Source organism: Pseudomonas sp. GM49 (assembly GCF_000282355.1).
Classification (GTDB): Bacteria; Pseudomonadota; Gammaproteobacteria; order Pseudomonadales; family Pseudomonadaceae; genus Aquipseudomonas.
Genome location: NZ_AKJL01000150.1, coordinates 38,921 through 56,721, shown reverse-complemented (window position 1 = coordinate 56,721; position 17,801 = coordinate 38,921). Strand labels below are relative to the sequence as shown.

Below are 17,801 nucleotides of genomic sequence, written 5' to 3'. Positions count from 1 at the left end.
GCAAAGCCCATCGCCGCCAATGGCACCCAAGTGGCCGCTTTTGCCGAACACCTGGATCACCCGCGCTGGCTTTACGTGCTGCCCAATGGCGATGTGCTGGTGGCGGAAACCGCCGCACCACCCAAACCCGAAGACGGCAATGGCATTCGCGGCTGGGTCATGAAGAAAGTCATGGGGCGTGCCGGCTCTACCGTGCCCAGCCCGAACCGCATCACGTTGCTACGGGACAAGGATCACGACGGCATCGCGGAAACCCGAACCGTGTTTCTGCAAAACCTCAACTCGCCGTTTGGCATGACACTGGTCGGCAAAGATCTGTACGTTGCCGATACTGATCGCTTGTTGCGATTCCACTATGAAACCGGCGAAACGGCGATCAAGTCGCAACCCGTCAAAGTGGTCGATTTGCCCGGCGGCCCGCTGAATCACCACTGGACCAAAAACGTCATTGCCAGCAAGGACGGCAGCAAGCTCTACGTCACCGTGGGCTCCAACAGCAACGTCGCCGAAAACGGCATGGACAAGGAAGAAGGTCGCGCAGCGATCTGGGAAGTGGATCGTGTCAGCGGCCAGCACCGCATCTTCGCCTCCGGCCTGCGCAACCCCAACGGCATGGCCTGGGAACCGCACAGTGGCGCGCTGTGGACCGCGGTCAACGAACGGGACGAAATCGGCAGCGATCTGGTACCGGACTACATCACCTCAGTGAAGGACGGCGGGTTCTATGGCTGGCCGTTCAGTTACTACGGGCAGCATGTCGACATTCGCGTCGAGCCGCAAAACCCGGACCTGGTGGCCAAGGCCATTGCCCCGGACTACGCGCTCGGACCGCACACGGCATCACTGGGCCTGACCTTCGCCGAAAACAGCAAGCTGCCGGCGCCATTCACGCAAGGGGCATTCATCGGTCAGCACGGCTCGTGGAACCGCAAACCCCACAGTGGCTACAAAGTGATTTTCGTGCCATTCAGCACCGGCAAACCTGCGGGAAAACCGGTTGACGTGCTCACCGGCTTCCTCAACGACAAGGAACAAGCGATGGGTCGCCCGGTAGGCGTGGTGATCGACCAGCAAGGCGACCTGCTGGTGGCCGATGATGTGGGGAACAAGGTGTGGCGGGTTTCGGCGGTTAAATAAACTCCCGACTGCCAACCTCTACCCAATGCGGGAGCGGGCTTGCTCGCTCCTACAGGAGTCAGCGCTTGCGGCAGAGCGTCAATCCATCGCCGATAGGCAACAACGACAGATCCACCCGCGCATCCACTTTCAAGGCGCTGTTGAGTGCCTGGATAGCTTGGGTGTCTGCACTTTCGGGACTCACTTCCAGCACGCGTCCGCTCCACAGCGTGTTATCGAACACCACCAGCCCACCGACCCGCAGCAATCGCAGGGCGTGTTCCAGATAACTCGGGTAGTTGGCCTTGTCGGCATCGATGAACACCAGGTCGAACGACTCGCCCTGCCCTTGTCGCTCAAGCTCGGCCAGGGTTTCCAGTGCCGGTGCCAGTCGCAGGTCGATCCGCCCGGTGAGCCCCGCTTCCTGCCAGTACCGCCGCGCGGTGGCGTTGTAGTCGCCGGGGATATCACAGCAAATCAGCGAACCGTCAGCGGGCAATGCCGCCGCCATGCAAAGGGAGCTGTAACCGGTGAAGGTGCCGACTTCGAGCAAGCGTCTGGCCCCCGTCAGTTTCACCAGCAAGGCGAGAAACTGCCCCTGCTCCGGCGCCACCTGCCAACGTGCCATTGGCAGCGCCTGGGTCTCATCGCGCAAGCGCTTGAGCAAAGGCGTTTCGCGCAGGGAAACATCGAGCAGGTATTGGTACAGGGCGTCGTCGAGATTCAGCGTGCGAGCAGTCATGACCACCAGCTCCGGAAGTTACGGATTGCGCGCCAGATGTTCAGGCTGCAGAACACGCTTGGCGCTCAGATAAGCTTTTTGCCAATAAGCCTTGGACAAGCTGTCGAGCTTCACGGTGCCGCCGGTGGCCGGCGCGTGGACGAAACGGCCTTCTCCCACGTAGATGCCGGCATGACTGACCTGGGAACCGCCATTGGTGGCGAAGAAAATCAGGTCACCGGTTTGCAGACCTTCCTTGCCCACGCTCGCCGCCTGCATGGAGATCATCTCGCGAGTGGTGCGCGGCAAGGAAATACCGGCGACATCGCGATACACGTAGGCGATCAGGCCGCTGCAATCAAATCCGGAATCCGGCGTATTGCCACCCCAGCGATAGGGTGTACCCACCAGACCAAGCGCGCGAAACAGCACATCTTCCGCTTCGGGCGAAAACGCTTGCGAGGAGCCAAATACGATGGGAGCGCGAACCACCGGCGCAGGAGGCGGTGTGCGGCTGGCGCAGGCACTGAGCAGCGCTGCGAAGAACATGATTGCGAGGCGGGCCGACGTCGTCATAAGCAGAGCATCCTGATCTGGCTGCGGCTTTTTCTGCGGGGAGCGCAGAAAAGAAAACCGCCTGCGTGAGACGCAGGCGGTTTGCCATCATTTGTAGATCAAGATTCTAGCGGCTACGCGACAAACTTCAAGTAAGACTTTAAGTTCGCCCTACATATTGTCCGCTTATTTACGTGCAGTGACGATTGGCGACGCGTTAGGTGCCATCGCCAGGGCGCGCTTGGCTTCGATGAAGGTCTTGCTCCAGTAGCTGTCACCCAGGCTATCGATGCGCACACCACCGCTGCGGCGGCTGCTGGAGTGGATGAACTGGTTGTCACCCAGGTAGATCCCGGCGTGACTGACGCGACCGCGACGGCCGTTGGTTGCGAAGAACAGCAGGTCGCCCGGCTCAAGCTTGCTGCGCGAGACCAGCGGAGCGTCCACGTTGATCATTTCGCGGGTGGAGCGTGGCAGGTTCATGCCCGCTTCTTCACGGAAGAGGTAACCGATGAAACCACTGCAATCGAAGCCAGCTTCAGAAGTACCGCCAAAACGGTAACGGGTACCGATCAGGGACATGCCGCGTTCGAGGATGCTGTCGGCCAGGACCGGAAGCTGGTAGGACTTGCCACCGGCGAAGTCTGCGAGCTCATTTTCGGTAGCCTTCTCTTCCTGGTAAAAAGCGTCCTGGTAAAGAGCGGAAGACTGGGCAGTTGCAGAATTCCTGGCCTGCTGTTGCTGCTCTTGCTGGGACACCGGAGTGTGGGCAGCGCAACCGAACAACAGGGTAACGAGTGCGAGAGGCACGAGGGGTGCGAAGCGATTTAGCATGGGCACGACCGTGGCTGAAAGTTGTAAAGAAGCCGAGACTATGCCCGCTATCAACCTCATTTGCAAATTCAATCGATCTTTTTGTGACTTATCCGTTTCTCGTTTACATCTAAGCGCTTAAGCCCATTTTAAACATACGCGCAGCCTGCAACCTGGCAGGAAAGCGGGGTTTCTGGCGCCTGAGATATGCCGAACTCGCTAAAGGCCCCGGCTTCAGCGGGTTTACCAGCCGAGGGTTTCTTTCAAAAACGGGATTGTCAGCTTGCGCTGAGCCTGGAGGGAGGCCTGATCGAGACGCTCGAGCAGCTCGAAAAGCGCACTCATGCTGCGGGTACCGCGAGTCAAAATGAAATGCCCGACTTCGTCGGTCAGATGCAGCCCGCGACGGGATGCGCGCAATTGCAGTGCACGCAACTTGTCCTCATCGGACAACGGGCGCATCTGAAAGATCAGGGCCAGGGTCAGGCGGGACTTGAGATCCGCCAGCTTCACCGGCAACTCGCGCGGTGATGTCGAGGCGGCAATCAGCAAACGTCGGCCGCTGTCGCGCAAGCGATTGAACAGATGAAACAGCGCCTCTTCCCAGTCCGCTCGCCCGGCAACCACTTGCAAATCATCCAGGCAGACCAGTTCGTACTGTTCCAGGTTGTCGAGGATTTCGGTACCGCGATCCAGCAACTCGGCCAACGGCAGGTACACCGCCGGCTCCCCCAATTGCTCGAAACGCAGGCAGGCGGCCTGCAACAGGTGCGTACGCCCTACCCCGTCCTTGCCCCAAAGGTAGATCAGGCTCTCGGTCCAGCCGGCGTCGGCTTCGCACAGCCGCTCGACATAGCCGAGTGCAGCGGCATTGGCGCCTGGGTAGTAGTTGATAAAGGTGGCGTCGTCACGCAGACGCACACCTAGGGGCAGCTGAATCGGTTTCATGCTGACTGAACAGTTCCAAAGGAACCGTTAGTGGCCTCTGTGTAAAGTTTGCGAAGTTTATACCCGTGAGCCGGGCCGCACAATGCGACAGACCACAAGCAAAATCAAAGGTTTGCGTTAATGCACCGGTTTTATGGCAGTTTCTTTGGCGGTGCATGTGACAGTCGCGTGAAGCAAGCAGGCTGACCTGGCACGAACCCGGGCAGCCTGCCATTGCCGATCGACACCCCCTACAGCTGCGGTTCGTCGACACCGCCGTAAACTTCAGAATCCTTATACAAATCATGCACATGGCGCACGAGCACCATGATCACCGCCGCGACTGGTAATGCCAGTAGCACGCCAGTAAAGCCAAACAGCTCACCACCGGCCAGTATCGAGAAAATCACCGCCACCGGGTGCAGGCCAATCCGGTCACCGACCAGCAACGGCGTCAGCACCATACCCTCCAGTGCCTGGCCGACCATGAACACCGCGACGATGCCGAGCATCGGGTAAAGATCACCGCCGAACTGGAACAACCCCGCAATCAACGCGGCGCCAATGCCGATGATAAACCCCATGTATGGCACGATGGCCGCCAAACCGGCAATCAGGCCAATCAACAAGCCCAGCTCCAACCCGACCAGCATCAGGCCAGCCGCGTAGATCACACCCAAGGCCACCATCACCAGCAATTGTCCGCGAATGAACGCTCCGAGCACTACATGGCATTCACCTGCCAGCAATACCGCGCGCTCTTCACGATCGCGGGGCAGCAGGCTGCGGATCTTGGCCATCATCAAGTCCCAATCCCGCAACAAATAAAAGCTCACCACCGGAATCAACACCAGATTCGCCAACCAGCCAATCAACGCCAGCCCCGAGGCAGTGGCATGACTCAGCACCACGCCGACAACATCGGAAGTCTGACTCATATGCTCGCTGATGGCGGCCTTGAGCTTGTCGAACTTCCAGAAACCTTCCGACAAGCCGAACTTCGATTGCGCCCAGGGCAACGCCGTGTGCTGTAGCCAGTCGAGCATCTGCGGGGCCAGCTCATACAAACGAAACAACTGCCTGGCGAGCAGCGGCACCAATACCAACAGCAGCGTGGTGAGGATCAATGCAAACAGGGTAAACACCGCCACGACACCCCAGGTTCGGGACAAGCCTGCCTTCTCCAGCCGATCCACCAGCGGGTCGAAAAGGTAGGCCAACAGCAGTGCCACCAGAAACGGCGTCAGGATCGGATGCAACAACCAGACAAACGCACAAAGCAGGACCACCCCACCGAGCCAGAACCAACGCCGCGTATCGGCCATGAACCACTCCATTGCTTCTATATAAAGAAAGAAAAACTACCAGCGAAAACGCAGTTGCGGGGTTGGGGCCGGCGCTGCGGCAGGCACCGAACCGCCGGAAGCGGGCTGAACGGGCGCGGCCGGTGCTTGACCCGCCGGCGTTTCCTGGAGCCTGGCCAGCGACAGCTGTGCACGCAGCTGATCGACGCTGCCATTGACCCGATAGAGGATCCGGTCGCCCTCGACACTTTGCACGCGCCCGCCAAAGGGCTCCAGCAAACGGCCAAGCGACGCGTAGTGCTCAAGATTCATGCCTTGCACTTCCAGCAATTGCTCGCTCGAAGCACCGGGCCTGGCGACAAACCGCGGTGCCAGGCGCTCGTTGACCGCCAGCATCACCGCATCGGCCACGGCGGCCTGATCGGCGCCCTGCACGGTGCCGGCCTCTTTCTGATCACCCAGCCACAGACGCCACTTGGCTTGCCATTGCCCGCCCTCTTCCTGGGCGTGTACCGCGAGCAAGGCGTCGGCGTTGTAGCGTTCCGATGCAGCATGCAAAGGCGCGGGATCTGCGCCTTCCAGATTCGGCGCGGTCGCGACGATCTGTTCGTTCAGGTCGGCCAATGGCAAGCGCAATGGCAAGCCACGGTGCTGGGCAGCCCGACGCAACGGCGCCGCGCTGGCCTGGCCGTCGCCCACCAGACTGGAACCCTCGGTGGAATCATTCAACCACCAGCCGAGGATCGACGGCCGATTGGGCCCCCACATGGCCAGGCCGGCGCGGCGCAAGGCCTGCTCGGTGGTACCCGGATCGAAATCGACTTTCAGGACTTCCGGCGGCCCGGCATCAAAGCCGTATTGGCTGATGATCTGTTGCGGGTCTTTGCGAATTGCTGCCAACCCCGGACTTTGAGCGGCCTTGGGGTCGCCGGTCAGGCGCAATACCAATGTGTCCAACGCACGCTGAGTCGCCTGATCGCGCTCCTCGGGCGACTGGCCATTCACTGGCTCGCGCACCTGATAAAGGCCTTTGACAGTTTCGGCATGACTGACCAGGCTGACCACTGACAAACAACTCACAAGCAAGAATTTACAAAAACGCATGGAAGATTCCTGACGACAAGAGCGGCTGAAACAGACCGCATGAAGACGATCGAGCAAGGCTGTGACCACTGCCCGACGCAAAACATTCACACGTTCCGGGTAAGTTTTCGCACTGTCATAACGATAGACCGTTAATCGCGATACCTTATACAGCGATGCAGGATGCCACCGACACCGCGCTTTTATGGTTTTTTTGAGCGGATATGGCCCTGCTGTCGGCCTGAGGATGGCCGCTGCGGCTCAAGCCTGATAAAATCGCGCGCCTTCGCAGACCGGCAACAGCCGGGCAGTGTCCGAATAGCGCGCATGGTTCTCGCCTACGCAGTTTCGGCGCTCCCGACGGACTCGGTCGTTACCCAGAAATCCCCCCCCTAAAGGCCTGGATCATGAGCAAGCAACCCTCCCTGAGCTACAAGGACGCCGGTGTAGACATCGACGCCGGTGAAGCATTGGTCGAACGCATCAAGAGCGTCGCCAAGCGCACTGCGCGCCCGGAAGTCATGGGCGGCCTGGGCGGTTTTGGCGCCCTCTGCGAAATCCCGGCCGGCTACAAGCAGCCTGTGCTGGTTTCCGGTACTGACGGCGTCGGCACCAAGCTGCGCCTGGCACTGAACCTGAACAAGCACGACAGCATCGGCATCGACCTGGTTGCCATGTGCGTCAACGACCTGGTGGTGTGTGGCGCCGAGCCACTGTTCTTCCTCGACTACTACGCCACCGGCAAACTGAACGTCGATACCGCTGCCCAGGTTGTGACCGGCATCGGCGCTGGCTGCGAACTGTCGGGCTGCTCGCTGGTTGGCGGCGAAACCGCTGAAATGCCTGGCATGTACGAAGGCGAAGACTACGACCTGGCCGGCTTCTGCGTCGGCGTCGTGGAAAAATCCGAAATTATCGACGGCTCCAAAGTCGCTGCCGGCGATGCCCTGCTCGCCCTGCCGTCTTCCGGTCCGCACTCCAACGGCTACTCGCTGATCCGCAAGATCATCGAAGTGTCCGGCGCCGACATCGAAAACACCCAGCTCGACGGCAAGCCGCTGACCGACCTACTGATGGCCCCGACCCGCATCTACGTGAAGCCGCTGCTCAAGCTGATCAAGGAAACCGGCGCTGTCAAAGCCATGGCCCACATCACCGGTGGCGGCCTGCTGGACAACATTCCGCGCGTTCTGCCAAAAGGCGCGCAGGCTGTGGTTGACGTGGCCAGCTGGAACCGCCCGGCAGTGTTCGACTGGCTGCAAGAGAAAGGCAACGTTGACGAGAACGAAATGCACCGCGTGCTGAACTGCGGCGTGGGCATGGTCATCTGCGTAGCTCAAGAGCACGTTGAAACCGCGCTGAACGTCCTGCGTGAAGCCGGCGAACAGCCTTGGGTCATCGGCCAGATCTCCACCGCTGCCGAAGGCGCGGCTCAGGTAGAACTGAAGAACCTCAAGGCTCACTGATGCCTAAGACCTGTGATGTCGTGGTGCTGTTGTCCGGCACCGGCAGTAACTTGCAGGCCCTGATCGACAGCACGCGGACCGGCGACAGCCCGGTCCGCATCGCTGCGGTGATTTCCAACCGCGCCGACGCCTACGGCCTGCAACGTGCCAGGGACGCGGGTATCGACACCCGCACCCTGGATCACAAGGCTTTCGAAGGTCGCGAGGCCTTCGACGCCGCGCTGATCGAACTGATCGACGCCTTCAATCCCGAACTCGTGGTACTGGCCGGATTCATGCGCATTCTCAGCGCTGGCTTCGTACGCCACTATCAGGGTCGCCTGCTCAATATCCATCCCTCGCTGCTACCCAAATACAAAGGGTTACACACTCATCAGCGCGCGCTGGAGGCTGGCGACACCGAGCATGGCTGCTCCGTGCACTTCGTCACCGAGGAACTCGATGGCGGACCACTGGTCGTACAGGCTGTAATACCGGTAGAGTTACAGGATTCGCCGCAGAGTCTGGCGCAGCGGGTCCATGTTCAGGAACACCTGATCTACCCGATGGCCGTCCGCTGGTTTGCCGAAGGTCGTCTGGCCCTCGGCGAGCAAGGTGCTTTACTGGATGGACAGTTACTCGCGGCCAGCGGCCACTTGATTCGAAACTAGGAGATTTTATGCGTCGCGCCCTGCTCTTCGCTTGCGCTCTGCTCGCCTTGCCCTTCGCCCAGGCGGCAGACCTTCAACCTTTCTCCGCCAGCTACACCGCCGACTGGAAACAGCTGCCCATGAGCGGCACTGCCGAGCGCAGCCTCGAAAAAACCAGCGACGGCAAATGGAAACTGAGTTTCAAGGCGTCGATGATGATCGCCAGCCTGTCCGAGGAAAGCACCCTGACACTGGACAAGGACACGCTTCTTCCAGAGTCGTACCACTTTGAACGTGGCGGCCTGGGCAAGGCCAAGAAGTCGGATCTGGACTTCGACTGGAACACCAAAATGATCACCGGCACCGATCGCGGTGACGCAGTGAAGGTTCCACTGAACCGTGGCATGCTCGACAAATCCAGCTATCAGCTGGCTTTGCAGCAAGACGTTGCCATCGGCAAGAAAAGCATGACCTATCAGGTGGTCGATGGCAGTGATGTCGATACTTATGACTTCCGCGTGCTGGGCACGGAAAAAGTCGACACCAAGGCTGGCAAGATCGATGCGATCAAGGTTGAACGTGTGCGCGACCCGACACAAAACAAACGCATCACCGTGATGTGGTTCGCCAAGGACTGGGATTACCTGCTGGTCCGCCTGCAACAGGTCGAAACCGACGGCAAGGAGTACAACATCATGCTCCTGAACGGTACGGTCAACGGCAAGGAAGTCAAAGGCAGCTGATCCGGATCGATACCATGAAGCCCCGCCATTGCGGGGCTTTTTTGTGAGTTCGAAAATTGGAACGCCGACAAGCGCGATGGCTCTATACCTTCAAGGTCTTTTTTGATCGAATGAGATTTCCTGTCGCCCGCGAGGTTTCCCATGACCGTTACTGTCAACACCGTTTCTGCCGAAGGCTTTCGCCACAGCGTCCAGATCGATGATCATGAACTCTTCGCCGACGTGCCCGTCACGGCTGGCGGAGAGGGCTCGGCGCCGGAGCCGCACGATTATTTCGATGCCGCGCTGGGTGCCTGCAAAGCCTTGACCTTGAAGCTGTATGCCAGGAAGAAGGACATCCCGCTGACCGGTGTCGGCGTCGAGGTCAAGCGCGACAACAGCCTGGAACAGAAGGGCCTGTACGCGCTGCACGTCAAACTGACCCTCAAGGGCGTACTCACCGACGCCCAGCGCGATGAATTGCACCGCGTGGCCGATCGCTGCCCGATCCACAAGCTGATGACCACGTCTGAAGTCAGCATCGAAACTCACCTGTCCGAAGGCGCGTTCAGCCAATAGCGGCAAGGGTTGCGCAAGCGGGTTATGCTCGAATGCATTACCCGCTCAGCCTGGAACGCACCATGAACACTCCCCTCGTGATCCGCCCCCGCACCGAAGACGTCGAAGGTCAGCCAATTCTGCGTCCACTGCCATCTGCCAAGTGCCGCAGCGTCGGGCCATTCGTGTTTTTCGATCACATGCTTGAAACCCGTTATCCGCCGGGCAAAGGCATGAACATCCGCCAGCATCCGCACATTGGCCTTTCCACCCTCACTTATTTGTTCGAGGGGCAGATCCAGCACAAGGACAGCCTCGGATCCGATCAAGTGGTCGGGACTGGCGACGTCAGCTGGATGACGGCTGGCAGCGCCATCGCCCACGTGGAACGCACGCCTGAGCCCCTGAAAAAAAGCGGTTTCACGATGCACGGTTTGCAGATCTGGCTGGCTTCGCCCAAGGATAAAGAACAAGGTCCGGGGCATTACAGCCACCATCCGGCTTCCACATTGCCCGTCAGCGAGAACCTGGGGGTGAAGATTCGCATGATTGCCGGGTCAGGCTTTTGCCTGGAATCACCAGTGCCGGTGCTTTCTCCTACGCTGTACGCGGAATTGCACCTGCAAACGGCGACAACACTGTTGATCCCCACCGAGCATGAGGAACGTGCGCTGTATGTGTTGAGCGGCGAGGTCCTGCTGGATGGCGAGCCGATAGAGCCGTACTCGCTGGTGGTACTGCCTGCCGGGGAAGAGATGACCCTGTTTGCTGAAAGCGACAGTCACGCCGTGTTGTTTGGCGGTGCACCGCTGGACGGGCCACGGCGGATCAACTGGAATTTTGTCGCGAGCGATCCGGCAGCGATTGATGAAGCACGGCGGCGCTGGGCGGCCGGGGACTGGCCGACGGTGCCGGGGGAAGTTGAGAGGATCGAATTGCCTTAGATTCTTCGGTGTTCGTTACATCGCCATCGCGAGCAAGCTCGCTCCCACAGTTGACCGCGTCGGTCACAGGAATTGCACACGACACATTTCCCCTGTGGGACCGAGCTTGCTCCGGGCGGCGCTCCGACGAAGGGGTCGGCACTCACACCGACCAAATCACGATCAACCCTTGAACACTTCATCCAGCAAGTTATGCATCGAGGTGAACGCCCGAGCAGCGATCTTCGCGTCATACATCATCATGCCCGGCACCTTGGCGTGCGGGTCGGTGAACGAGTGGAACGCACCGCCGTAGCTCAGCAACTGCCAGTCCACACCTGCCGCGTTCATTTCATCTTCGAATGCCGGCAACTGCTCCTTTGGCACCAATGGATCGGAGGCACCGTGCAGTACCAGCACCTTACCCTGGATGTTTTTCGCATCGGCCGGGTTCGGTGTGTCCAGCGTGCCGTGGAACGATACCGCAGCTTTCACTGGCGCACCGGTACGGGCAAACTCCAGGGCGCAGCAACCGCCGAAGCAGAAACCGTAGGTCGCCAGCTTCGACGTATCGACTGCCGCCTCGCCCTGCCCCTGCAACTGCTCGAACGCCGCCTGCATGCGCTTGCGCAGCAATGCGCGGTCATTCTTCAACGGCATCATTGCCGCGCCGGCCTCGTCATTGTTCGTCGGACGAACCGATTGACCGTAAAGGTCTGCGATCAGCACCACATAACCCTTGGATGCCACCGACCTGGCGATCTCTTCGGCACCGGCGCTGACACCCATCCAGTTCGGCGCCATCAACAAACCCGGACGCGGGCCTTTATGGTCGGCATCGAAGGCCAGACGGCTTTCGTAAGCCTGGCCGTCAATCTGATAGGCAACGGAACGTACAGTGATCTGGCTCATTTCTGACTCCTGATTTTTTAGCACCGGAATGAAAAAACCCGCCGAAGCGGGTTTTTCTACAACACAATCAAGCCGACAGTTCGACCAACAGCTTGTTGAGACGGCGCACATACGCGGCCGGGTCTTTCAAGCTGTCGCCGGCCGCCAGGGCCGCCTGATCGAAGAGGATGTGCGACAGATCGCCGAAGCGCTCGTCGCTCTGCTCGTTGTCGAGCTTCTCGATCAGCGGGTGAGCCGGGTTGAATTCGAAGATCGGCTTCGAATCCGGAACCTTCTGACCGCTGGCTTCCAGGATCTGGCGCATCTGCAGGCCCAGGTCCTGCTCACCGATGGCCAGGATCGCCGGCGAGTCGGTCAGGCGATGGGACACCCGAACTTCCGCAACGGATTCGCCCAGCGCGGTCTTCAGACGCTCAACCAGACCTTCTTTGGCCTTGGCGACTTCTTCCGCTGCCTTCTTGTCCTCTTCCGAGTCCAGGTTGCCGAGGTCCAGGTCACCGCGCGCCACGTCGACAAAGCTCTTGCCGTCGAAGTCGCTGAGGTAGCTCATCAGCCACTCGTCGATGCGATCAGTCAGCAGCAGCACTTCGATGCCTTTCTTGCGGAAGACTTCCAGGTGCGGGCTGTTTTTGACCTGCGCGTAGGTTTCGCCGGTCAGGTAGTAGATTTTGTCCTGACCTTCCTTGGCGCGCGCCAGGTATTCGGCCAGGCCAACAACCTGTTCGCCATCGTCGCCATTGGTCGATGCGAAACGCAGCAGACCGGCGATTTTTTCCTTGTTGGCGAAGTCTTCTGCCGGGCCTTCCTTCATGACCTGACCGAAGTTTTTCCAGAAGCCTTTGTACTGCTCAGGCTCGTTCTTCGCCAGTTTTTCCAGCATGTCCAGAACGCGCTTGGTCAGCGCCGACTTCATGGAATCGATGATCGGGTCTTTCTGCAGGATTTCCCGCGACACGTTCAGCGACAGGTCGTTGGAATCGACCACGCCCTTGATGAAGCGCAGGTACAACGGCAGGAAGGACTCAGCCTGATCCATGACGAATACGCGCTGTACATACAGTTTCAGGCCTTTCGGCGCTTCACGCTGGTACAGGTCGAACGGAGCGCGGGTCGGCACGTACAGCAGCGAGCTGTATTCCAGCTTGCCTTCGACCTTGTTGTGACTCCAGCTCAGCGGGTTTTCGAAGTCGTGAGCGATGTGCTTGTAGAACTCCTGATATTCCTCGTCCTTGATTTCGGTACGCGGACGGGTCCACAGGGCACTGGCGCGGTTGACGGTTTCCCATTCAACGGCCGGTTTCTCCTCGCCCTCGGTGGCTGCCACTTCTTTCGGCAACTCGATCGGCAAGGCGATGTGGTCGGAGTACTTCTTGATGATGTTGCGCAGGCGCCAGCCATCGGCGAACTCGTCTTCACCGGATTTCAGGTGCAGGACGATGCGAGTGCCGCGCTCGGCCTTGTCGATGGTCGCAACTTCGAAGTTACCTTCGCCCTTGGACGACCAGTGCACGCCTTCGCTGGCAGCGCTGCCGGCACGACGGCTGAACACATCGACTTTGTCAGCGACGATGAATGCGGAGTAGAAACCGACACCGAACTGGCCGATCAGGTGCGAGTCTTTCTTCTGGTCGCCGGTCAGGTGCTTCATGAAATCGGCGGTGCCGGACTTGGCGATGGTACCCAGGTGAGTGATCGCGTCTTCGCGGCTCATGCCGATACCGTTGTCTTCGAGGGTGACGGTTTTAGCGTCCTTGTCGAAGCTCACGCGGATTTTCAGTTCGGCGCCACCTTCCAGCAGCTCTGGCTTGGCCAGGGCTTCGAAACGTAATTTGTCGACAGCGTCAGAGGCGTTCGAGATCAATTCGCGAAGGAAAATTTCCTTGTTGGAATACAGCGAATGGATCATGAGATGCAGCAGTTGCTTCACCTCGGTCTGGAAGCCCAGGGTTTCCTTTTGAGTTTCCACACTCATGGTCATCAAACTCCAATCAGATGGCATAAGCCGCAACCTTGAGGGTCGGCGGCGGGTTGTCCTCAGAGTTTGGGGCACCGTTCAGGATTTCAAGGGCTCTTCGAGTTTGAAATGTGCACGGGCCGTGGCAATGGGTTCGGCTTCGGTGCTTTGCCAGGCGGTAATCGCCACGTTGGCCACCCGGCGACCCTGGCGACACACCTGACATCGGGCCCAGGTATCGCGAAACTGCCCGGCACGCAGGTAATCCAGGGAGAAATCGATGATTTTCGGCACCCCGGGCGATCCGGTAAACACCAACAGGTGCAGCGCGGCGGCCAACTCCATGAAACCGGCGATCACACCGCCATGAATCGCCGGCAACAACGGGTTACCGATGTTGTCCTTGTTCGCTGGCAGCTTGAACAGCAACTCATCTCCCACCCGTGAACATTCGACGCCGATCAGCCGGGCATAGGGAATCAAATCCAGCAGCGAAGCGTAATCGCCCTGCTCGTGGGCCTTTTGCAATTGCTCCTTTAGAGACTCGCTCACTGCGCACCTCCGGCAACCACGCCACCAAAGCCCTTGGTGCCCTTGAGACCCTTGCCCATGCGCATGAACGTGCCCATCACATGAGCAATGGGTTGCTCGGGGTCATCCTGATAGGCAAAGCCACGGGCGAAAATCACGTCGGTGGTGACGCGATAGCATTGGGCAAAGCCGTAGACATCCTTATGCGGCTCGGCGGCATGCATGTAGTCGATGCGCAGGTCCAGGGTCGGGCAGACCTCGAATTCCGGGAGCACGCAGAGCGTCGCCATGCCACAGGCCGTGTCCATCAGCGAGGTCAGCGCCCCGCCATGAATCACGCCGGTTTCGGGATTGCCGACGATCTGCGGGCTGTACGGCAGCACAATCGTCAGCCCTTCGCTGTTGGCGCTGTGAACGCGTAGTCCAAGTACCTGACAGTGTCGCAGCGCCGACAGAAAGCGCATCGCACGCTCAAAAACGGGGTTTTCAGCCATTTGATAAAAACTCTTGTTTAAATCCGTACAATGCGGTGGCGGTCCGGGTAAAAGTTCCGCATTAGAACAAACTTATATATCTGAAATAATTAAGGAACTTAACCCTGATGCGTGGGTTCTTAAGGCCAGTAGATGCTTTTCATCAGGAGAAACACCCCATGCGTAAGACTTTAGCTATTGCCTTGATGTTGACCGCTTCCCTCGGTCTCGCTGCCTGCGATAAAAAATCCGAGGACAAAGCTCAAGATGCTAACCAACATGCTGAGCAAGCCCAGCAAAAAATGAACGAAGCTCAGGATAAAGTGAACGACGCGGCGAAAGAAAACGCCGAAGCCGCCAAAGATCAGGCGGAAGCGGCAAAAGAAGCGGCTCCGGCTACTCCGGCCGCTCCAGCTGCTCCGGCCGCTCCGGAAGCACCTAAGAACTAATCCGGTTTTTAGCGTGATAAAAGAAAACCCGCCAAGTGCGGGTTTTCTTTTGTCTTCAAAAAAGCGGTTAGAGCAAAATCGTACGATAAGTCGGACTAATCATCAGCAACAGCGAACAGATTAAACCCGCCAGCCAAACCAGAGTGCGCTACCGAGTCAGATCCGTCCAGTAACACACTAGATAGCCAGCGCGCAGGCGCCCGATCAGGCAGCCTCTTTATTCGCCTCAAGCAACGGTGCCTCTGTAGGGGTATAGACCATCACGTCGAGAACGTCGGAATGAAACTCGCGGCGATACAATACGAACACCACACCGGCACTCATCAACATGAACAGCCATGGGCTGACGAACCAGGCCAGCATGGTCATGCCGAAGTAATAAGAGCGCAGGCCAAAGTTGAACTGGTTGGCGGCCATGGAGATGACACGGGCTGCACGGGCGGCAAAGGCCTTGCGCTCCTGCTCGGACACATGGCGTTCACCGACCATCGGCGCCGAGCCGACCAGAATGGCGGCAAAGTTGTACTGGCGCATGCACCAACTGAACGTGAAGAACGCATAGACAAACACCAGCGCCAGGCACAACAACTTGATTTCCGACATGCCCTGGGACGCCTGTTGCACCATCGGGATATCCGCCAGCAACGACACCGCCCGCTCCGAGGCACCCAGCACCGTGAGAATACCGGCCAGGATAATCAATGTACTGGAAGCGAAGAACGAAGCATTGCGCTCCAGATTGCCGATCACGCTGGCATCGGCGATGCGGTTGTCACGCAGCAGCATGCGGCGCATCCAGTCCTCACGATACAGGTGCAGCACACTGGCCAGACACGCGGTGTCACGGCCTTTCCAGGTGGCATAGCGGGTGTACCCGCCCCAGCAGATGACGAACCAGATGGCGGCAAGAATGTGTATCAGATTGGCTTGGATGAACGACATGCAGGTCCTTGTGATGTATTTGCGGATTACACAGACCCTGTGGGAGCGAGCTTGCTCGCGATTGCGGCGGGTCAGCCGACATCAATCTTGAATGTACTGCCCCCATCGCGAGCAAGCTCGCTCCCACAAAGGGTTTTGCAGTGATTCGACGTTAGCCTAAGAAAAAAGACACTGCCTGATGCCCATAAAAAATGCCCCGTATCGATTGATACGGGGCATTTCTGTTTTGTGACGGGCCGGTAAAGCTTAAGCCAGCGCTTCTTCGCGCTTGCCCAGCAGACGGTCGCAGACAACGGCAACCACCAGCGTCATCACCGAAGGCACCAGCCAGGCCAGGCCCTGCTCGCTCAGAGGCAGGCGGGCCATTTGCGTTGGCATCCAGTCCGCCAGGCCTGCACCCTTGAGGGCGTCGATCAGGCCGAAGATGAACGACACCAGCATGACCGGGCCGAGGATACGACCCTGCTCATGCCAGAAGTCCTTGCAGAAGCTCAACGCCACCAGAACGATGCACGGTGGGTAGATCGCGGTCAGTACCGGGATCGAGAACGCAATCAGCTTGGTCAGGCCCAGGTTGGACACCAGCAGGGAAAACGCCGCCAGGATAATCACCAGGGTCTTGTAGGACAGTGGCAGCACGCGGCTGAAGTATTCGGCGCAGGCGCAGGTCAGACCAACCGCAGTCACCAGGCACGCCAGAGAAATCAGCACCGCGAGGAAACCGCTGCCCAGGGAACCGAAAGTGTGCTGCACATAGGCGTGTAGTACCGCTGCGCCATTGGTAGCACCTGCGGCCACTTCATGGCTGCCCGAACCGAGACGGAACAGGCTGACATAAACCAATGCCAGGCCCACACCGGCAATCAGACCCGCGATGATCGCGTAGCGGGTGATCAGGGCTGGCGACTCGACGCCGCGCGAACGGATGGCATTGACGATAACGATGCCGAACACCAGGGCACCCAGGGTATCCATGGTCAGGTAACCATTGATGAAGCCTTGGGAAAACGGTGCCGCTACGTATTCAGGCGTGGCTTGGCCAATGTCACCGGCCGGCAGGGCGAATGCTGCAATGCCCAGCACGGCCAGGGCGATGATCTTCAGCGGAGCGAGAAAGCGCCCTACGGTATCCAGCAAACGGCCCGGGTACAGCGAGATGAAGAACACCAGCAAGAAGTAAACCGAGCTGTACAGGAACAAAGCCAGCGGGCTCTCGCCGGTCAGCGGCGCCAGGCCCACTTCGAACGATACCGTCGCGGTACGTGGCGTCGCGAACAGCGGTCCTACGGCCAGGTAGCAAGCAGCCGCCAACAGGCCACCTGCCACTTTACCGATCGGGCTGCTCAAGGCATCCATTGCGCCGCCGACCTTCGCCAATGCCACAACGGTGATCACCGGCAGTCCGACCGCGGTGACCAGAAAGCCCAGCGCCGCCATCCAGACATTAGGCCCGGACTGCAAACCGACGATAGGCGGAAAGATGATGTTGCCAGCCCCGACGAACAGGGCAAACGTCATAAAACCAAGTACCAGGATGTCCTGGCCTTTCAACACTTTCATTAAGGAAATACCACACTACTGAATCGGAATTTAGAGAGGGATTTCCCTATGGATGAGGGAAATGCTGTCAGTCCGTATAAGACCGACCCTTTTAGCGCGTTGCAGCCTTGTGGGCCGCGGACGCAAAAATGGCGAGTAGCCTAACGAATTTGGCCGATAAACG

General features: G+C 59.1%; 19 protein-coding genes and 1 pseudogene. 7 read left to right on the top strand and 13 right to left on the bottom strand.

Annotated features, from left to right (window positions below; translation table 11 throughout):
- Positions 1 to 1,137, top strand: a 1,137-nt coding sequence (locus tag PMI29_RS14910; RefSeq protein ID WP_007998115.1) for a PQQ-dependent sugar dehydrogenase, incomplete at its 5' end; no start/stop codon positions are given.
- 58 nt (positions 1,138 to 1,195) lie between these two features.
- Here the strand turns inward: PMI29_RS14910 and PMI29_RS14915 are convergent.
- The 6 genes from PMI29_RS14915 to PMI29_RS14940 form a co-directional block, all read right to left on the bottom strand.
- Positions 1,196 to 1,858, bottom strand: a complete 663-nt coding sequence (locus tag PMI29_RS14915) for a class I SAM-dependent methyltransferase (protein WP_007998113.1) — start codon at positions 1,856 to 1,858, stop codon at positions 1,196 to 1,198.
- A gap of 18 nt (positions 1,859 to 1,876) precedes the next feature.
- Complete coding sequence (locus PMI29_RS14920; RefSeq protein ID WP_007984549.1) at positions 1,877 to 2,413, bottom strand: C40 family peptidase; 537 nt, start codon at positions 2,411 to 2,413, stop codon at positions 1,877 to 1,879.
- Between the two features lie 165 nt (positions 2,414 to 2,578).
- Positions 2,579 to 3,226 (bottom strand): C40 family peptidase, encoded by a 648-nt coding sequence (locus tag PMI29_RS14925; protein WP_007998111.1) that lies wholly within the window; start codon positions 3,224 to 3,226, stop codon positions 2,579 to 2,581.
- Between the two features lie 222 nt (positions 3,227 to 3,448).
- On the bottom strand, positions 3,449 to 4,153 hold the full coding sequence (gene hda / locus PMI29_RS14930) for a DnaA regulatory inactivator Hda (protein ID WP_007998108.1): 705 nt from the start codon (positions 4,151 to 4,153) through the stop codon (positions 3,449 to 3,451).
- 230 nt (positions 4,154 to 4,383) lie between these two features.
- Positions 4,384 to 5,457, bottom strand: a complete 1,074-nt coding sequence (locus PMI29_RS14935; RefSeq protein ID WP_007998106.1) for an AI-2E family transporter — start codon at positions 5,455 to 5,457, stop codon at positions 4,384 to 4,386.
- Between the two features lie 36 nt (positions 5,458 to 5,493).
- Positions 5,494 to 6,540: a DUF2066 domain-containing protein gene (locus PMI29_RS14940; protein WP_007998104.1), complete on the bottom strand. Its 1,047-nt coding sequence runs from the start codon at positions 6,538 to 6,540 to the stop codon at positions 5,494 to 5,496.
- A gap of 386 nt (positions 6,541 to 6,926) precedes the next feature.
- Here PMI29_RS14940 and purM point away from each other — a divergent pair, with 386 nt between their 5' ends.
- From purM to PMI29_RS14965, 5 genes are all read left to right on the top strand, one after another.
- On the top strand, positions 6,927 to 7,985 hold the full coding sequence (purM, locus tag PMI29_RS14945; protein WP_007984558.1) for a phosphoribosylformylglycinamidine cyclo-ligase: 1,059 nt from the start codon (positions 6,927 to 6,929) through the stop codon (positions 7,983 to 7,985).
- Complete coding sequence (gene purN / locus PMI29_RS14950) at positions 7,985 to 8,635, top strand: phosphoribosylglycinamide formyltransferase (RefSeq protein ID WP_007998102.1); 651 nt, start codon at positions 7,985 to 7,987, stop codon at positions 8,633 to 8,635. The genes purM and purN overlap by 1 nt, the downstream gene beginning before the upstream one ends.
- 8 nt (positions 8,636 to 8,643) lie before the next feature.
- Positions 8,644 to 9,357, top strand: coding sequence for a DUF3108 domain-containing protein (locus PMI29_RS14955; protein WP_007998100.1), 714 nt, complete (start codon positions 8,644 to 8,646; stop codon positions 9,355 to 9,357).
- Positions 9,358 to 9,498: 141 nt separating this feature from the next.
- Positions 9,499 to 9,915, top strand: coding sequence for an OsmC family protein (locus PMI29_RS14960; RefSeq protein ID WP_007998097.1), 417 nt, complete (start codon positions 9,499 to 9,501; stop codon positions 9,913 to 9,915).
- Positions 9,916 to 9,977: 62 nt separating this feature from the next.
- The gene (locus PMI29_RS14965) at positions 9,978 to 10,838 is read left to right on the top strand and encodes a pirin family protein (protein WP_033052383.1); all 861 of its coding nucleotides are present in this window, start codon (positions 9,978 to 9,980) and stop codon (positions 10,836 to 10,838) included.
- A 162-nt stretch (positions 10,839 to 11,000) separates the two neighbouring features.
- Here the strand turns inward: PMI29_RS14965 and PMI29_RS14970 are convergent, their stop codons facing one another.
- The 4 genes from PMI29_RS14970 to PMI29_RS14985 all read right to left on the bottom strand — a co-directional run bounded on the left by PMI29_RS14970 (position 11,001) and on the right by PMI29_RS14985 (position 14,708).
- A complete protein-coding gene (locus tag PMI29_RS14970; RefSeq protein ID WP_007998095.1) occupies positions 11,001 to 11,729 on the bottom strand; it encodes a dienelactone hydrolase family protein in 729 nt (242 codons plus the stop codon).
- A 67-nt stretch (positions 11,730 to 11,796) separates the two neighbouring features.
- Entirely contained in the window at positions 11,797 to 13,701 is a 1,905-nt protein-coding gene (gene htpG / locus PMI29_RS14975; protein ID WP_007998094.1) for a molecular chaperone HtpG, read from the bottom strand.
- 81 nt (positions 13,702 to 13,782) lie between these two features.
- Entirely contained in the window at positions 13,783 to 14,235 is a 453-nt protein-coding gene (locus PMI29_RS14980; RefSeq protein WP_007984572.1) for a PaaI family thioesterase, read from the bottom strand.
- Positions 14,232 to 14,708 carry a PaaI family thioesterase gene (locus PMI29_RS14985; RefSeq protein WP_007998092.1) on the bottom strand — a complete coding sequence of 159 codons (477 nt, stop codon included), beginning with the start codon at positions 14,706 to 14,708 and terminating at the stop codon, positions 14,232 to 14,234. The genes PMI29_RS14980 and PMI29_RS14985 overlap by 4 nt, the downstream gene beginning before the upstream one ends.
- 158 nt (positions 14,709 to 14,866) lie before the next feature.
- Here PMI29_RS14985 and PMI29_RS14990 point away from each other — a divergent pair, with 158 nt between their 5' ends.
- Positions 14,867 to 15,136 carry a hypothetical protein gene (locus PMI29_RS14990; RefSeq protein WP_007998086.1) on the top strand — a complete coding sequence of 90 codons (270 nt, stop codon included), beginning with the start codon at positions 14,867 to 14,869 and terminating at the stop codon, positions 15,134 to 15,136.
- Between the two features lie 67 nt (positions 15,137 to 15,203).
- Here the strand turns inward: PMI29_RS14990 and PMI29_RS32605 are convergent.
- From PMI29_RS32605 to brnQ, 3 genes and pseudogenes are all read right to left on the bottom strand, one after another.
- Positions 15,204 to 15,320: pseudogene (locus PMI29_RS32605) on the bottom strand (MAPEG family protein); the annotation flags it as partial.
- 20 nt (positions 15,321 to 15,340) lie between these two features.
- A complete protein-coding gene (locus PMI29_RS14995; protein WP_007998084.1) occupies positions 15,341 to 16,078 on the bottom strand; it encodes a DUF599 domain-containing protein in 738 nt (245 codons plus the stop codon).
- Positions 16,079 to 16,324: 246 nt separating this feature from the next.
- A complete protein-coding gene (brnQ, locus tag PMI29_RS15000; protein WP_007998080.1) occupies positions 16,325 to 17,638 on the bottom strand; it encodes a branched-chain amino acid transport system II carrier protein in 1,314 nt (437 codons plus the stop codon).
- Between the last annotated feature and the right edge of the window lie 163 nt (positions 17,639 to 17,801).

What these genes read in the sequence shown, in the direction of transcription:
- PMI29_RS14915 (WP_007998113.1), bottom strand. Translation starts at nt 1,858, where the DNA reads ATGACTGCTCGCACGCTGAATCTCGACGACGCCCTGTACCAATACCTG.
- PMI29_RS14920 (WP_007984549.1), bottom strand. Translation starts at nt 2,413, where the DNA reads ATGACGACGTCGGCCCGCCTCGCAATCATGTTCTTCGCAGCGCTGCTC.
- PMI29_RS14925 (WP_007998111.1), bottom strand. Translation starts at nt 3,226, where the DNA reads ATGCTAAATCGCTTCGCACCCCTCGTGCCTCTCGCACTCGTTACCCTG.
- hda (WP_007998108.1), bottom strand. Translation starts at nt 4,153, where the DNA reads ATGAAACCGATTCAGCTGCCCCTAGGTGTGCGTCTGCGTGACGACGCC.
- PMI29_RS14935 (WP_007998106.1), bottom strand. Translation starts at nt 5,457, where the DNA reads ATGGCCGATACGCGGCGTTGGTTCTGGCTCGGTGGGGTGGTCCTGCTT.
- PMI29_RS14940 (WP_007998104.1), bottom strand. Translation starts at nt 6,540, where the DNA reads ATGCGTTTTTGTAAATTCTTGCTTGTGAGTTGTTTGTCAGTGGTCAGC.
- purM (WP_007984558.1), top strand. Translation starts at nt 6,927, where the DNA reads ATGAGCAAGCAACCCTCCCTGAGCTACAAGGACGCCGGTGTAGACATC.
- purN (WP_007998102.1), top strand. Translation starts at nt 7,985, where the DNA reads ATGCCTAAGACCTGTGATGTCGTGGTGCTGTTGTCCGGCACCGGCAGT.
- PMI29_RS14955 (WP_007998100.1), top strand. Translation starts at nt 8,644, where the DNA reads ATGCGTCGCGCCCTGCTCTTCGCTTGCGCTCTGCTCGCCTTGCCCTTC.
- PMI29_RS14960 (WP_007998097.1), top strand. Translation starts at nt 9,499, where the DNA reads ATGACCGTTACTGTCAACACCGTTTCTGCCGAAGGCTTTCGCCACAGC.
- PMI29_RS14965 (WP_033052383.1), top strand. Translation starts at nt 9,978, where the DNA reads ATGAACACTCCCCTCGTGATCCGCCCCCGCACCGAAGACGTCGAAGGT.
- PMI29_RS14970 (WP_007998095.1), bottom strand. Translation starts at nt 11,729, where the DNA reads ATGAGCCAGATCACTGTACGTTCCGTTGCCTATCAGATTGACGGCCAG.
- htpG (WP_007998094.1), bottom strand. Translation starts at nt 13,701, where the DNA reads ATGAGTGTGGAAACTCAAAAGGAAACCCTGGGCTTCCAGACCGAGGTG.
- PMI29_RS14985 (WP_007998092.1), bottom strand. Translation starts at nt 14,708, where the DNA reads ATGGCTGAAAACCCCGTTTTTGAGCGTGCGATGCGCTTTCTGTCGGCG.
- PMI29_RS14990 (WP_007998086.1), top strand. Translation starts at nt 14,867, where the DNA reads ATGCGTAAGACTTTAGCTATTGCCTTGATGTTGACCGCTTCCCTCGGT.
- PMI29_RS14995 (WP_007998084.1), bottom strand. Translation starts at nt 16,078, where the DNA reads ATGTCGTTCATCCAAGCCAATCTGATACACATTCTTGCCGCCATCTGG.
- brnQ (WP_007998080.1), bottom strand. Translation starts at nt 17,638, where the DNA reads ATGAAAGTGTTGAAAGGCCAGGACATCCTGGTACTTGGTTTTATGACG.